The sequence below is a fragment of the Actinophytocola algeriensis genome, from assembly GCF_014203735.1.
GTDB classification, from domain to species: Bacteria; Actinomycetota; Actinomycetes; order Mycobacteriales; family Pseudonocardiaceae; genus Actinophytocola; species Actinophytocola algeriensis.
In genome coordinates this window covers 158,062-171,231 of sequence record NZ_JACHJQ010000003.1, presented here as the reverse complement: position 1 = coordinate 171,231, position 13,170 = coordinate 158,062, and the positions used below count along the sequence as shown (strand labels likewise).

At 73.2% G+C, this 13,170-nt stretch carries 11 protein-coding genes; 6 read left to right on the top strand and 5 right to left on the bottom strand.

Annotation, left to right across the window (positions count from 1 at the left end):
- Window positions 1–132: 132 nt before the first annotated feature.
- Genes FHR82_RS13045 through FHR82_RS47390 form a run of 3 tightly spaced genes read right to left on the bottom strand, consistent with a single transcriptional unit; the run spans window position 133 to window position 3,898 of the window.
- Window positions 133–1,782 carry a right-handed parallel beta-helix repeat-containing protein gene (locus tag FHR82_RS13045; protein ID WP_184810652.1) on the bottom strand — a complete coding sequence of 550 codons (1,650 nt, stop codon included), beginning with the start codon at window positions 1,780–1,782 and terminating at the stop codon, window positions 133–135.
- The gene (locus tag FHR82_RS13040) at window positions 1,782–2,522 is read right to left on the bottom strand and encodes a helix-turn-helix transcriptional regulator (RefSeq protein ID WP_184810651.1); all 741 of its coding nucleotides are present in this window, start codon (window positions 2,520–2,522) and stop codon (window positions 1,782–1,784) included. The genes FHR82_RS13045 and FHR82_RS13040 overlap by 1 nt, the downstream gene beginning before the upstream one ends.
- On the bottom strand, window positions 2,519–3,898 hold the full coding sequence (locus tag FHR82_RS47390; protein WP_184810650.1) for a type VII secretion protein EccE: 1,380 nt from the start codon (window positions 3,896–3,898) through the stop codon (window positions 2,519–2,521). Before FHR82_RS47390 ends, FHR82_RS13040 begins: the two co-directional genes overlap by 4 nt.
- Window positions 3,899–4,080: 182 nt before the next feature.
- On the opposite strand from FHR82_RS47390, the gene FHR82_RS13030 reads away from it, so the two are divergent.
- The 6 genes from FHR82_RS13030 to FHR82_RS13005 all read left to right on the top strand — a co-directional run bounded on the left by FHR82_RS13030 (window position 4,081) and on the right by FHR82_RS13005 (window position 12,488).
- Window positions 4,081–4,752, top strand: a complete 672-nt coding sequence (locus FHR82_RS13030) for a response regulator transcription factor (protein WP_225944012.1) — start codon at window positions 4,081–4,083, stop codon at window positions 4,750–4,752.
- On the top strand, window positions 4,749–5,999 hold the full coding sequence (locus tag FHR82_RS13025; RefSeq protein WP_311771048.1) for a sensor histidine kinase: 1,251 nt from the start codon (window positions 4,749–4,751) through the stop codon (window positions 5,997–5,999). Before FHR82_RS13030 ends, FHR82_RS13025 begins: the two co-directional genes overlap by 4 nt.
- A gap of 72 nt (window positions 6,000–6,071) precedes the next feature.
- Window positions 6,072–8,189: a fibronectin type III domain-containing protein gene (locus FHR82_RS13020; protein ID WP_184810649.1), complete on the top strand. Its 2,118-nt coding sequence runs from the start codon at window positions 6,072–6,074 to the stop codon at window positions 8,187–8,189.
- The gene (locus tag FHR82_RS13015; RefSeq protein WP_184810648.1) at window positions 8,174–9,145 is read left to right on the top strand and encodes an AAA family ATPase; all 972 of its coding nucleotides are present in this window, start codon (window positions 8,174–8,176) and stop codon (window positions 9,143–9,145) included. The genes FHR82_RS13020 and FHR82_RS13015 overlap by 16 nt, the downstream gene beginning before the upstream one ends.
- Window positions 9,146–10,300, top strand: a complete 1,155-nt coding sequence (locus FHR82_RS13010; protein ID WP_184810647.1) for a DUF58 domain-containing protein — start codon at window positions 9,146–9,148, stop codon at window positions 10,298–10,300. It abuts the gene before it with no gap.
- Window positions 10,301–10,376: 76 nt separating this feature from the next.
- Window positions 10,377–12,488, top strand: coding sequence for a transglutaminase TgpA family protein (locus tag FHR82_RS13005; protein ID WP_184810646.1), 2,112 nt, complete (start codon window positions 10,377–10,379; stop codon window positions 12,486–12,488).
- On the opposite strand, the gene FHR82_RS13000 is transcribed toward FHR82_RS13005, so the two are convergent.
- Both FHR82_RS13000 and FHR82_RS12995 read right to left on the bottom strand, forming a co-directional pair.
- The gene (locus FHR82_RS13000; protein WP_184810645.1) at window positions 12,485–12,856 is read right to left on the bottom strand and encodes a hypothetical protein; all 372 of its coding nucleotides are present in this window, start codon (window positions 12,854–12,856) and stop codon (window positions 12,485–12,487) included. The genes FHR82_RS13005 and FHR82_RS13000 overlap by 4 nt on opposite strands.
- Window positions 12,853–13,170 carry a hypothetical protein gene (locus FHR82_RS12995; RefSeq protein ID WP_184810644.1) on the bottom strand — a complete coding sequence of 106 codons (318 nt, stop codon included), beginning with the start codon at window positions 13,168–13,170 and terminating at the stop codon, window positions 12,853–12,855. Before FHR82_RS12995 ends, FHR82_RS13000 begins: the two co-directional genes overlap by 4 nt.

The window sequence follows — 13,170 nt, the reverse complement described above, 5'->3', positions numbered from 1 at the left end:
CTGCTCGCTCCGCATGCTCCGCTCGGCTGCGATGCTCGCTCCGCATGCTCCGCTCGGCTGCGATGCTCGCTCCGCATGCTCCGCTCGGCTGCGATGCTCGCTCCGCATGCTCCGCTCGGCCGCGAAGTGCTGTCATCCCGTGACGGCAAGGACATCCTCGGCCGTCAGCGTCTGCAGCTCCGCCATCTCCGGCATCCGGCCGAGCGTCCGCAACCGCTGCGACTGCACCTTCCGCACCCCTTCGAACAGCCGCCGCGCGTCGCGGGCGTTGCCGAAGTTGGGGTCGTCGGCGACGCGGGCGAAGTACTCCCGCAGCACCGGTGCGGAGTCGTCGTCGAGGCGGTAGTCGCCCGCGGCGACCATCCGCCCGATGATCTGCACGAGGTCGTCCGGCGAGTAGTTCTCGAACTCGATGGTCTTGGAGAACCGGGACGCGAGACCGGGGTTGGCGTCGAGGAACTCCCGCATCTCGGCGGTGTACCCGGCGACGATCACGGCCACCTCGTCGCGGTGGTCCTCCATGAGCTTGACGAGCGTGTCGATGGCCTCCTGGCCGAAGTCGCCGCCGCCGGAACCCGCCTGCCGCGACAGCGTGTACGCCTCGTCGATGAACAGCACGCCGCCGAGCGACTCCTCGAACACCACGGACGTCTTCTCCGCGGTGTGGCCGATGTACTGGCCGACGAGGTCGCGCCGCGACACCTCCCGGAACTGCCCCTTCGACAGCACCCCGAGCTCCTTGAGCAGCTGCCCGTAGGTACGTGCGACGGTCGTCTTGCCGGTGCCCGGCGCGCCCGCGAAGATCAGGTGGTGGCTGACGGTGCCGACCGACAGTCCGGCGCCGCGTCGCCACTCGTTGACCTGGATCTCGTCGACGACCGCGTGCACCTCGGCCTTCACCCCGGGCAGCCCGACCATGCCGTCGAGGCCCGCGAGCAGCTCGTCGAGGCCCGCGCCGCCGCCCGTGGTCACCCGCTTCGCCGGTTCGGTGACGGTCGGGGTGGCGCCCTCGGCGACGAGAACGCCCGGTTCGGCCGAGTTGTCGACCTGGCACTCCTCGATCGCACCCGCGCAGCCCGCGGCGAACGCGATGCCGACGCCGCCGACGTCGTGGACCCGGCACTTGCGGACTTCCGGCCTGCTCTGCTGCGCCACCGCGATGCCCTCGTGGCCGGTGCTGGACACCTCGCACGACTCGATCACGGGTCGCGCGTACTGGTACACGTAGATCCCGCGCTGCCCGCAGTCGGACACCACGCAGTTCCGCAGCTCGGGGTCGGCGCCGAGGCCGATCACGATGCCGTCGCCCGCGATGTTCCGCACGGTCGTCTCGTCGATCCGGCCGGACGAGCTCTCGACCACCAGGCCCTGTTCGGCGCCGTCGACCGTGCACCGGCTGACCGTGAACCGGCGACAGCCGCGCACCGCGACCGCGGGCCCGACCTCGGTCGACAGCGTGCACCGCTCGACCGACAGTTCCACGTCCTCCACCTGCACAGCCGCGGCACCCGCCTTGATGGTGAGGCCCTGCAGGGTCAGGGAGCCGCCGCGCGCGGACAGTGCCGGCCAGTCGCCGCCGCTGCCGTCGAGGACCACCTCACCGCCCTCGTGCGCGCGGATCGTGAGCCGTCTGCCGTCCAGCTCGAACGTCTCGGCGTAGGTACCGGCGGCGATCGCGATCACGCCGCCGTCGGGCGCGTTGCCGAGCGCGTCGCCGATGGTGGGGAACGCGCCGTGCCTGCCCGGCGCCACCAGCAGGGTGCGTGCCGCGATCGCGGTCATCAGCCCGCCCTCTCCATCAGCCAGCCGCGGTCGGCGGCCTTGGCGCCGGCCTGGAAGCGGCTGCGCGCGCCGAGCCGGTTCATGATGTCGGCGACCATGCGGCGCACGGTCCGCACCGACACCCCGAGCCGCGCGGCGGCGGACTCGTCGGTGCTGCCCGAGAACAGCAGTGTCAGCAACTCCCGCTCGCGGGCGTTCAGCTCCGCGGCGTCCGGCAGCTCGTTCGGGCTCATCGGCACCGCCGACAGCCACACCCGCTCGAACAGCTCGATGGTCGTGGTGACCACACTGGACAGCCGGAACACGGCGGTGCCGAGCGAGCGGCCGCCCGCGGTGCGGTCCACCGGCAGCACGACGACCTGGCCGTCGATCACGAGCGCGTCGGTCGGCACCTCGGGCACCGTCCGCGTGTCGGCACCGGCCAGCGCGAGCGTGCCGAGCCGGGTCGCGAGCACCGGCGCGGTCCGCGCGGTGTCCGGCACGATCACGCGGTACTTCACGCCGCGCCGCAGGTTCTCGTGGTCGACGCGGCGCACCCCGCCGATCGGGTCGCGGGCCGCGACGGACAGCGTGCTCATCACGAGCACCTCCCGCTCGGCCGAGGCGACCAGTGCCTCGACACCCGCGCTGGACGGGCAGCGGGCCGCGTGGCCGACGCTGCCGATGGTGCCCACGACGCCCCCCGGCGCCGGGTGCAGGACGGTGACCGGGTTTACCGGGTTCTCCGCGAGAACGGTCATTGCTGAAACACTCCGATCGGAAGCGAGGCGGCGACACCGTGGACGTGTGCGCCGTCGAGCCGAGCGAGGCGAACCCCCGAAGGCGCGAGACGGTCGGTGATGGTCTTGACGGCCGCCTCGACAGCGGCCTCGGTGGTGGCGGCGAGGCGGACGGCGGCGCCCGCGAGCGGGTCGCCGCGGCGCTGGGTCCGTGAGCGGAGCTTGCGGAGCGCACCATCGTCGACAGCGCCGAGCGTGATCGTGGTGGCGACGCCGGGGACACCCACCAGCAGACGGCTGACCAGCTGCCTGGCGTGCGCGTCGGTGAGCGCGGCCCAGCCGGTGAGCGCGAAGGTGGCCTGGCTGACCGAACCGGTGCGCCAGAACTTCCAGTCCTCGCGCACCTCGTTGCGGCCCCCAGTGACGTGCGCGAGGCCCGCGATCGCGGACAGCGCCTGCTCCTCGGCGAGCGGCTCGGTGTGCAGGCCGGCCCGGTCGAGCGCCCTGCGCACGCGGCGCAACGCGTTGCGCAGCGCGAGGGTCAGCTCGGCGTCGGCCGGGGAGTCGACGGTGCGGGCGGTGTGCACGGCGACCAGCAGCCTGCGCGGCTTGTCCTGCCGCAGGCCCACGTGCAGCACGAGCTGCACGCCGAACAGGTGGTGGCGGCCCGCGTTGTCGGCGACGGTCGGCAGCAGCGCGCCCGGCATCGGCAGCACGTTCACCAGCTCCGGCGTGAGCGCCTGCGGCTTGACCTGCGCGGTCAGTCCGCCCTGGTGGCTGATCGCCATGGCCTGGCCCTGGCTGGTCTCCACCGACCGGAGCGTCGACCCCGGCAGCAGCATGTGCAGCAGCGCGAGCGTCATGCCCGGGGTGCCGCCGGTGTCCGGCAGGTCCTTCCTGCGGGCGCGGGTCGCGAACGCGGCGCCGAGCCCGGTCAGCTCGTACAGCCAGCGCCCGCCCGCCCGCACGCTCGTCAGCGCGAGCAACGCCGCCGCCGCGGCCGACGTGCCGACCAGCACCGGCCACGGCTGCCGCACGGTCAGCACGACCGCGATCGCGGCGACCTGCCAACAGATCACCTGCAGCGGGCTGAGGCCGCGGACGTACTCGCGGACCTGCCGCGACCACGTGTGCTTTGGCGGCTCCGCCGTGCGTGCGAGCGGCGCGGGTGCCGCGGGCCGCGGCGGCGGTGTGAGCAGCAGCGGCCGTGTGCGCAGGTCCGCCTCGGACAGCAGCTGCGGCAGCTGTCTGCCCGCGGCCGCGGGCACCGCCGTCCCCCGTGCGTCGGCGAACCGCCGTGGCGCCGCGACACTGGCGGGCGCGGCCGAAGCCGATCGTGCCTGGGCTTGCCCGCCGGTCAGCGCGGCCGAGCCCGTGTTCCGAATGGGTGCGTCCACCGGTCACCTCCTCCTGGCGCGAAAACGGTATTAACGACTCGATGGGACCGGTCCCGTACGGAAGGTGACCTCCAGGAGTTCACCGGCGTCCGGTTCCGGCCAGTGCCGGTGCCGGACTTCCGCGTCGGGCTACGGTTCCGTCGTGGACCACGATCGAGCAGGGCACATTAGGTTTCGATGACATGCGCGTGATGGTGGTCGAGGACGACGAGGACCTGCGCTTTTCCGTCGCGGTCGAGCTGGGGGCGGCCGGTCTCGAGGTGGTCGAGGCCCGTGATCTGGCCACCGCCGACGCCTCGCTGCGGCAGGGCGACTTCGCCTGCGTCGTGTTCGACCGGATGCTCCCGGACGGTGACTCGCTCGACTACGTGCAGCACCGCAGACAGACGGGCTGGAACACCCCCGTGCTGTTCCTGACCGCGCGTGACGCGATCGCCGACCGGGTCGCGGGGTTCGCCGCAGGCGGCGACGACTACCTGGTGAAACCGTTCTCCGTGGCGGAGATGGCCGCGCGGGTGCGGACGCTGTGCCGGCGTTCGGACGGGCGGCCGTCGGTGCTGCGGCACGCCGACCTGGAGGTCGACTGCGCACGTCGTGCCGTACGCCGGGCCGGGGTGCTGCTCACGTTGTCCGACAAGGAGTTCGCGGTGCTGGAGTTCCTCGCGATCCGGCCGGACCAGGTGGTCTCGCGCACCGACATCATCGAGCACTGCTGGGACTCCTCCACCGACCCGATGTCGAACGTGGTCGACGTGGTGGTGAAGCGGCTGCGCCGCAAACTGGGGCAGCCGGAGCTGATCCACACGGTCCGTGGGCGCGGCTACCGGCTCGGGGCATACGGTCCCGTCTCGTGAACCGATCCTCCGCCGACCGGCTCCGGCGCCTGAGGTGGGTGCTGACCGCGGTGTTCACGGTCATGAACGCGATCGGCCTGATCGTGTTCGCGTGGCTGATCGTCGACACCGACGCCGAGAGCGGCGAGAAGCAGATGGACCTGGAGCTGGCCAAGGTCACCTCGACCGTCTCGCGGCTGATCGGCCGCGACGGCGACGCGGTCGTCACCGGGTTCATCAAGACCGACGAGATCAACCGGCAGTGCCCGCAGTTCGCGGTGCTGGCGGGCGACACCGGCAGCGGCTTCTCCGACCACTACAGCGACCGCGAGTGCGTGCGCATGGACCGGGCGGTCATCGAGGACCTCGCCGTGCAGGCCACGAGGTCCGGCCGCGAGATCTTCGGCTACAAGACCAGCCTCGACGACCAGACCGTGCGGGTGCGGGCGCAGCCGTTCCGCGGCGAGTCGGGGTACCTCGGCGCCGTCGTGGCGGTGAGCAACGCGGAGCCGACGCTCGGCGACCACGACCAGCTGGTGGTGTGGGTGGTCGCCGCCGCGGCCGTGCTCATCGGCAGCCTCGCGCTGGCGGGCCACCTGATCGCGACCCGCGCGATCCGGCCCGCGGTGGCCGCGCTGGAGCAACAGGAGGTGCTGCTCGCCGAGACCGCGCACGACCTCCGCACACCGGTGGCCGCACTGCGTGCGCTGGCCGAGACCGCGCTGCGCAACCCGACCCAGCGCGGTGACCTGCTGCCGAGAACCGTCCGGCTCGCGTCCCGCATGGGCAGCATCATCGACGGTCTGCTCGTGCGCGCACGGCTCGCCGCGGGGGTCGAACGCCTCGCCGCGCAACCGGTGTGGCTGGACCAGCTCGTGGCGGGCGTCGTCGAGGAGACCCCGACCGAGGGCGCGTCGGTGACCCTGACCGCCGCCCCGTGCAAGGTCATGGCCGACCCGACGCTGCTGCAGCGCGCGATCGGCAACCTGCTGGACAACGCGATGCGGTACGGCCGCCAGCCCAACCAGCCCGCCATCGTCCACATCTCGGTCGCGGGCGGCCGCGTGACGGTCGCCGACCACGGCCCCGGCGTGGACGGCGACTTCGCGGAGGAGGCCTTCGACCGCTTCCGCACCGGCAGCGGCTCGTCCGGGCTGGGCCTGTCGATCGTCCGGTGGGTGGCGACCGCCCACGGCGGCACGCTGTCGGTCTACAACGCGGAGGACGCGGGCGCCATCTTCGAACTGGCGCTTCCCGTGCTCCCGTGATCAAGGGACTGTCCGGAACCTGCCACAGGCCGTCGTTGGACGAAGGCAACCGGTTACTTTTACCGTGTGGTCATGTCTGGCAAGGGGGGACGCTTCGCGTCGTGGCGCACGCGTCTGCCGGTCGTCGCGGTGGTCGTCGCCTGCGTGGCCGCGGTCGTGGCGGCCGTCACCGGCGCCGCGAACCCCGTCTCGGCGGTGCAGTTCCTCATGCCGGGCCACTGGGTCTACAACTCCGCACTGCAGTCGGTCCTCCACGTGGACGGCGCGACCGGGAACGTGGATGCCCGCGCCCGGGTCCCCGGCAGCCCGGGTGACCAGGTCTTCCAGGGCGACATGAGCGGCTACGTCGTCGGCAGCTCGCGGATCACGGAGTTCGGCAAGTCCGGCCTCGAGGTCGAGAAGACGAGCACGCCCGCGTCGAAGGAACGGGCGTACGGCGTCGAGACCAGGGGCGGCCCCTACCTCGTGTACCGCGAAGGGGGCAAGGTCGTGCGCGTCGGCGACCCGTCCGTCGTGATGGAGCTGGAGGGACCGGTCGGCACGCCCGTCGCGACCAGGGACGGCACGCTGTGGCTGCCGCGCACCGAGGCCGGCCTGCTCTGCCAGGTGCGGTCGGGCGCCCGCGTCCCGGCCTGCCAGGTGCCGCTGCCGAAGGGCCACAACGGCGCCCTGGCCGTGGTGCACGACGAGGTCGTGTTCGTCGACACCACGTCCGACACCCTCCACACCGTGGAGAAGGACGGTCTCGGCGAGGGCCGGGACCTCGGCATGGACGCCTCGGACGACGCGGTGCTCGCCGACACCGACGTGGACGGCCGGGTCGCGATCCTGGACGCGAACCGCATCCACCTCGTCGACACCGAGTCGGACCGCGAGCCGGTCCGGGTCGACCTGCCGGACGGCGACTACGCGGGCCCGGTGTCGACCGGCGAGGTGGTCGCGGTGGTCGACAGAAAGACCGACACGCTGTTCACCTACGACGGCGTCGGCGACCTGCAGCGCAAGGAACTCCCCGCCGAATCCGGCGATCCGCGCATCACGCGCGGCGAGGACGACCGACTCTACGTCGACGGCGAGGAGGGCGAGCACGTCGTGGTCGTCGACCAGGACGGCGAGTTCACCGACGTGCCGATCAAGGGCGGCGACGACGACGAGACCGTGCCGCCCCGCGGCGACGACACGGACGGGCCGCCGGTGGCCGGACCGCCGCCGGAGCGGCCCGACCCGCCCCGGACACAGCAGCCGCCACCGCCGTCCAACGAGCAGCCCGAGCGCCCCGACCCGCGCCGCGAGCAGCAGACGCCGCCGCGTGTGCCGCCCACCGCGCCGGGCGCGCCCGCCGGGGTCAGCGCGACCCCGGGCAACGCGACCGCGACCGTCAGCTGGGGGGCGGCCGCGGACAACCGGTCGCCGCTCACCGGCTACCGGGTGATGTGGCCGGGTGGCTCGACGACCACCGGCCCCGGCCAGCGTTCCGTGACGATCCCGAACCTGGCCAACGGCACCACCTACGTGTTCACGGTGGCCGCGGTCAACGGCGTCGGCGTCGGGCCGGGCAGCTCGTCGAACCCGGTGACCCCGGTCGCGCCGTTCCGGGCTGCGACCGCGCCGGTCGGCCTGACGGCCGTGAACGACTTCGACAACCAGACCGTGACCGTGAACTGGGGCAGGCCTGCGGACATGGGCTCCGGCGGGTTCGTGCACTACGTGGTCAACGTGGGCGGCTTCCGGCAGGTGACCGTGACCGGCCTGTCGGCGGCCCTCACCGGGGTCCAGGTCGACACCGCGTTCACCGTCACCGTCACGGCCGTCACGACGAACCCGGCCGGCGCACAGGTCCCCGGTGCGCCCGCGTCGGTGCAGACGGAGGGCAGGCCGCCCGCCGCCGACCCGTCCGTGGTGCTGAGCGAGGGCGCGCCCACCGAGGAGTACTGCGGCGAGCTGCCGGACTGTGCCTGGATGCACGTGGAGGCGTCGAACTTCCCACCGGGCACCATGATCAGGTTCACGGCGTACTCCACCCATGACCCCGAGTGGAGCAACAGCCACGAGACCACGACGGACGAGAACGGCTTCGCGGACATCGATCGGTTCGCGTACGGCGGGACCGGGCACACTGTGTGGGTGGAGGTCACGACGCCGGACGGGAACACGTACGAGTCCAACAGGATCGAATGGGGGGCAGGGTGACCCAACCCACCGCTGGCCAGGTCTACGAGCTGATCGCGGCCAACGTGCAGGGCGTCATCCGGGGTAAGCCGCAGCTCGTGCGGCTCGCCATCGCCGGTCTGCTGGCCGAGGGGCACCTGCTCATCGAGGACGTGCCCGGCCTCGGCAAGACGACGCTCGCCCGCTGCCTCGCCCGCAGCATCGGCGGCTCGTACAACCGCATCCAGTTCACGCCCGACCTGCTGCCGAGCGACGTCACCGGCGTGCAGGTGTTCCGGCAGGGCAGCGAGACGTTCGAGTTCCGGCCGGGCGGCATCTTCGCGAACGTGGTGCTGGCCGACGAGATCAACCGCGGCACGCCGAAGACCCAGTCGGCGCTGCTCGAGGTGATGAGCGAGCGCACGGTCACCGTCGACGCGGTCCGCCACGAGGTGCCGAGGCCGTTCCTCGTGGTGGCCACGCAGAACCCGATCGAGATGGAGGGCACCTACCGGCTGCCGGAGGCGCAGCTCGACCGGTTCCTCATGCGGCTGTCGGTCGGCTACCCGAACCTCGAGGCCGAGGTGCTGGTGATCATGAGCGACTGCGCGGGCATCGGCCCGGACGAGCTGTCGCCGGTCGTCGACATCGCGACGCTCCGGGCCGCGGTCGCGCAGGTGCGGAAGGCGCACATCGACCCGGCCGTGGTCGAGTACGCGGCCCGGCTGACCGCCGCCACCCGCGAGCACGCCGCACTGGCCTACGGCGCCAGCCCGCGCGGGTCGATCGCGCTGGTGCGGGCCGGGCAGGCGGTGGCCGCGACCTACGGCCGCAACTTCGTCACCCCGGACGACGTCAAGGAGGTCGCGAAGCCGGTCCTGGAGCACCGCCTGATCCTCAACGCGGAGGCCGAGCTGAACCAGCGCCGCACGAGCGACATCGTCGACGAGGTGCTGGCCGCGATCCCGGCGCCCGCGGTGTCCGCCACGGTGTCCTAGATGCCCCGGCTCACGGGGCGCGGCTGGGTGGTGCTCGTCGGTGCGGTCGTGGCGTACGCGGCGGGCGAGTGGGCCGGGTTCCCGCTGTTGCGTGCGATGGCGGGGGCCGCGTTCGGCGCGGTGCTCGCCGCGCTCGTGGTGACCGCGCGCCGACCCCGCGTCGCGGTGACCCGTGAGGTGTACCCGGACCGGGTGGAGCGCGGCAGGCCCGCGTTCGCGCGGCTGCGCGTGCACAACGCGTCCGGGCGCCGCCACGGCGGTTTCATCGCGGGCGACCGCATCGACGGCGGCTTCCACGCGGTGTCGGTGCGCCCGCTCGCGCCGGGTGCCGAGGCCGCCTACCACTACGAGCTGCCGACGAAGAAGCGCGGCCGGTTCGAGGTCGGCCCGCTGACGCTGGAGCGCGTGGACCCGCTCGGGCTCGGCCGCAGCCGCCTGACCACCGGCGACACCGCGACCATGTGGGTGCACCCGAGGACGTACCCGGTGCGTGCGCTGGTCTCCGGGCATCCGCGCCACCACCACGAGGGCCGCACCACCGACGAGTCGCTGCACGGTTCCCTGGACCTGCGGGACGTGCGCGAGTACGTGCCCGGCGACGAGGTGCGCCACCTGCACTGGAAGGCGACGGCCCGCACCGGGCGGCTCATGGTCCGCGACTACGTCGACCCGAACCAGCCCAGGTTCACCGCGCTGCTCGACTCCCGTGCCGACCTCGTGCCGCCCCAGGTGCTGGAGGAGGCTGTGGACCTGACGGCGTCGCTCATGCGCGCCGCCGCGGCCGACGGCTACTGGTGCCGCCTCCTGACGACCTCCGGCGTGGACCTCAAACTCGGCGGCGGTCAGCAGACCGTGCGCCACCTGCTCGACGAGCTGTGCGAGCTGTCGCCGGTGACCGGAGGCGCCCTGGTGCCCGTCGAGCTGACCCGCGGCCCGGACCGCGGCGGCTCGCTGGTGGTGGTGCTGGCGAGCGCGCGGCAGGACGACCTGACCGCGATCGCGGCACTGCGCCCCCACTACGCGTCCACTGTGGTCATCACGATCGCGGGCGGCGCCGACACCGGGGTCCCCGTGCGCATCCCCGGTACGCGGGTCATCCAGGCCCCGAACGCGAAGGGCGGCACACGCCGCTGGAACGTGGCGGCCCTCCGATGACCGCGAGTCCCGCTCTCCGACACCGCGAGCCTCGCGCTCGCACCTACCGAGTTGTGTGTTTCGTGCAGGTGATCGCGTGACGTCCCGTGCTGCCGTGCTCGCCGTCCTGCTCGCCGCGGCAGGCCCCGGCCTGCTGTTCGTGCCCGTCTTCGGCATCGGTCCGCTGCTGCTGCCGCTCGCGCTGGTCGTGGCCGCCGGGTTCGGGGTGTCCGAGCTGTGCGGGCGCCGGCCCGCGCTGCTGCCGTGGCGCGCGGTGCTGGTGCTCGTCGTCGGGTTGCTCGCGCTGTCCGTGGCGATGCTGTTCCCCACGACACTCGCCGGGCTGCCGACCGCGGAGACCGGCCGGGCCCTGGTCGCGGGCGTCACCGAGTCGTGGCAGCTGACGCTGCAGTCCACCTGGCCAGCCCGCTCGGACCCCGAGCTGATGCTGTTCGTACCGCTGGCCGCGCTCGCCGCGGCGGTGCTCGCGCTGGAGCTGCTGCGGTGGCCGCTCGCGGCACTGGTGCCCGGGATCGCGGTGGTGGTGCTGGCGCAGGCGTACGTCGCGCTCACCGGTCTGACCGCGATGCTCGCCGCGTTCGGGTTCGTGGTGGTCGCGGGGGTGCTGCTGTCCACTTCGGACGAACGCGTCGACGCCGTGCCCACGGTGGGCCGCCGCGGCTTCGTGGCGTTCGCGATGATCGTGCCCACGGTCGTGCTCGCCGTGGCGGGTGCCGTGCTCGCGACCACCGTGCACCCCGTCGAGCGGCCCGCGGTGTCCTTGCGGGACAAGCAGTTCGTGCCGCTGCCGCCGGACCGCGTGTCGAGCCCGCTCGACGAGGTGTCCGACCGCATGCAGGACGGCGACGAGACGGTGTTCACCTACTCCACGGAAGCCCAGGTGGACCGCTGGCGCATGGTGGTGCTGGACCAGTTCGACGGTGTCACGTGGACGCCGAGCGCCCAGCCGCGCAGGCTCGGCACCGAGCTGCGGCCGGTGCTGTCGGTGGCGCGGACCGAGCTCAGCGCCCGGATCAGCTACCCCGGCACGGACGGCCCGTGGCTGCCGAGCCAGGCGCTGCCCGCGTCGGTGACCGGGCTGGCGCCACTGGTCGACGAGGCGTCCGGCACGCTGTTCGACTACGACCGCACCGGACCGGCCGACTACGAGCTGACCTGGTGGGAGCCGCGCCCCGACCCGGAACAGCTACGGAACGCCGCCATCGACCCGGCCGCCCGCACCGGCTTCGGCGACCTCGGCGAGGTGCCGTCCGGCGTTGTGGACCTCGCGCGCCGGGCCGTCGGGGACGACCGGCCCGCGTTCCAGACCGCGCTGGTGCTGGAACGGTTCTTCCGCGACAACTACCGCGTCGCGAGCGGCGACGAGCTGCCGAGCGGCAGCGGATGGCCGCAGCTGGAACGGTTCCTGCTCGAGACCGAGGTCGGCACGGCGGTGCAGTTCGCGGCCGCGTACGTGGTGCTGGCGCGCATCATCGGCATCCCGGCGCGCATCGCGGTCGGTTTCCGCGCCCCCGAGGAGACCGGCCAGGACGTGACGGTCCACAACCGGGATGTGCTGGCATGGCCGGAGGTGGCCGTCGAAGGTGTCGGCTGGGTGCCGCTGGACCCGGCGGGCGCGACCGCGGAGGGCTCCGCCCCGAAGGGCCTCGCGGAGGTCACGGCGGAGGCCCGCGAGCAGCTGCCGCCACCGGACGACGTGCGCGATCCCGAACTGCCCAGGGACGAGGAGCGTGACAACGGCGCCGCCGACGCCGAGGGCACCCCGTTCCCGTGGGTGCGGGTGCTGGCCGGGCTCGCGGCGCTGGTCGTGGCGTGGCTGGGTGGTGTGCCGCTGGCCCGCGCGGTCCGCGCGTGGCGACGGCGCCGCCGCACGGGCGCGGGTGCGGTGGTGGGCGCGTGGGCCGAGGCGAGGGACCGGCTGAGAGCCCACGGCGTGCCGTACAACGTGGGCATGACCCCCCGCGACCTCGCCGCGGCCGCGGGCGATCCGTTGGTGGCCCCGGGCCTGCAGGCCCTGGCCCGCGCGGTGGACCTGGCGCTGTGGTCACCGGGCGGTCCCGCCCCCGGCACGGCGGCCGAGGCCTGGACGGCCGTGCGCGCGGTGCGCGGCGGTCTGGCCAAGCGGCCCTTCGCCGCCAGGATCCGGGCGGCCCTGGACCCGAGATCGCTGATCCCGCCGGGGCGCTAGTTGGTGCGCAGGTACTCGAGCGCCGCCTGGCGGTCGGCCTTCTCCGGGCGCACCGCCACGTACTCGTGCGCGGCCATGTGCGCCAGGAAGTCCGGCTCCGGTGCGATGCGGTGCGTCTCCACGTAGTAGCGCAGCCCGTCGCCCCAGATCCACTCGCCGTCGGTCATGGTGGACAGCGGGACGGCCGCACCGCGGGACGGGTCGAGGCGGTCGGTGTCCAGGCCGGACACGCGCACGATCACGGTGCCGCCGCGCAGGAACCGCACGACCCCGGCCAGTTCGGCCGGGTCGGTCAGGCGCGGGCGGTTCGGCGCGAACGTCCAGTCGCCGTCGGCGTTCCTGCCGTCGAAGAGCCGCGCGATCCTCATCGTTCCTCCATCACGTTGAGCGCCGCGAGTGTCCCTGCCGGGTCGTCGAGGTACTCGTGTTGTGGCTTCGGGCGGGTGAACTGGGCCAGCACGGCGGCCACCGCGTCCCGCTCGGCGGGCGTGACCGGGATGTTCCCCTTCACCAGGTAGGCGCAGAGCGAGTCGACCAGCATCGACCACTCGCCCACGTCGCTGAACGTCCTCGACCAGCTCAGCTGCTGCTCGGTGAGCCGGTCGGCGAGCATGTCGAGCAGCGCCCGGGAGTCCTTGTGCAGGCGGCGCAACCGTTCTTTGGCCGCCTCGTCCAGTGCCAC

What these genes read in the sequence shown, in the direction of transcription:
- FHR82_RS13045 (WP_184810652.1), bottom strand. Translation starts at nt 1,782, where the DNA reads ATGACCGCGATCGCGGCACGCACCCTGCTGGTGGCGCCGGGCAGGCAC.
- FHR82_RS13040 (WP_184810651.1), bottom strand. Translation starts at nt 2,522, where the DNA reads ATGACCGTTCTCGCGGAGAACCCGGTAAACCCGGTCACCGTCCTGCAC.
- FHR82_RS13030 (WP_225944012.1), top strand. Translation starts at nt 4,081, where the DNA reads ATGCGCGTGATGGTGGTCGAGGACGACGAGGACCTGCGCTTTTCCGTC.
- FHR82_RS13020 (WP_184810649.1), top strand. Translation starts at nt 6,072, where the DNA reads ATGTCTGGCAAGGGGGGACGCTTCGCGTCGTGGCGCACGCGTCTGCCG.
- FHR82_RS13015 (WP_184810648.1), top strand. Translation starts at nt 8,174, where the DNA reads ATGGGGGGCAGGGTGACCCAACCCACCGCTGGCCAGGTCTACGAGCTG.
- FHR82_RS13010 (WP_184810647.1), top strand. Translation starts at nt 9,146, where the DNA reads ATGCCCCGGCTCACGGGGCGCGGCTGGGTGGTGCTCGTCGGTGCGGTC.
- FHR82_RS13000 (WP_184810645.1), bottom strand. Translation starts at nt 12,856, where the DNA reads ATGAGGATCGCGCGGCTCTTCGACGGCAGGAACGCCGACGGCGACTGG.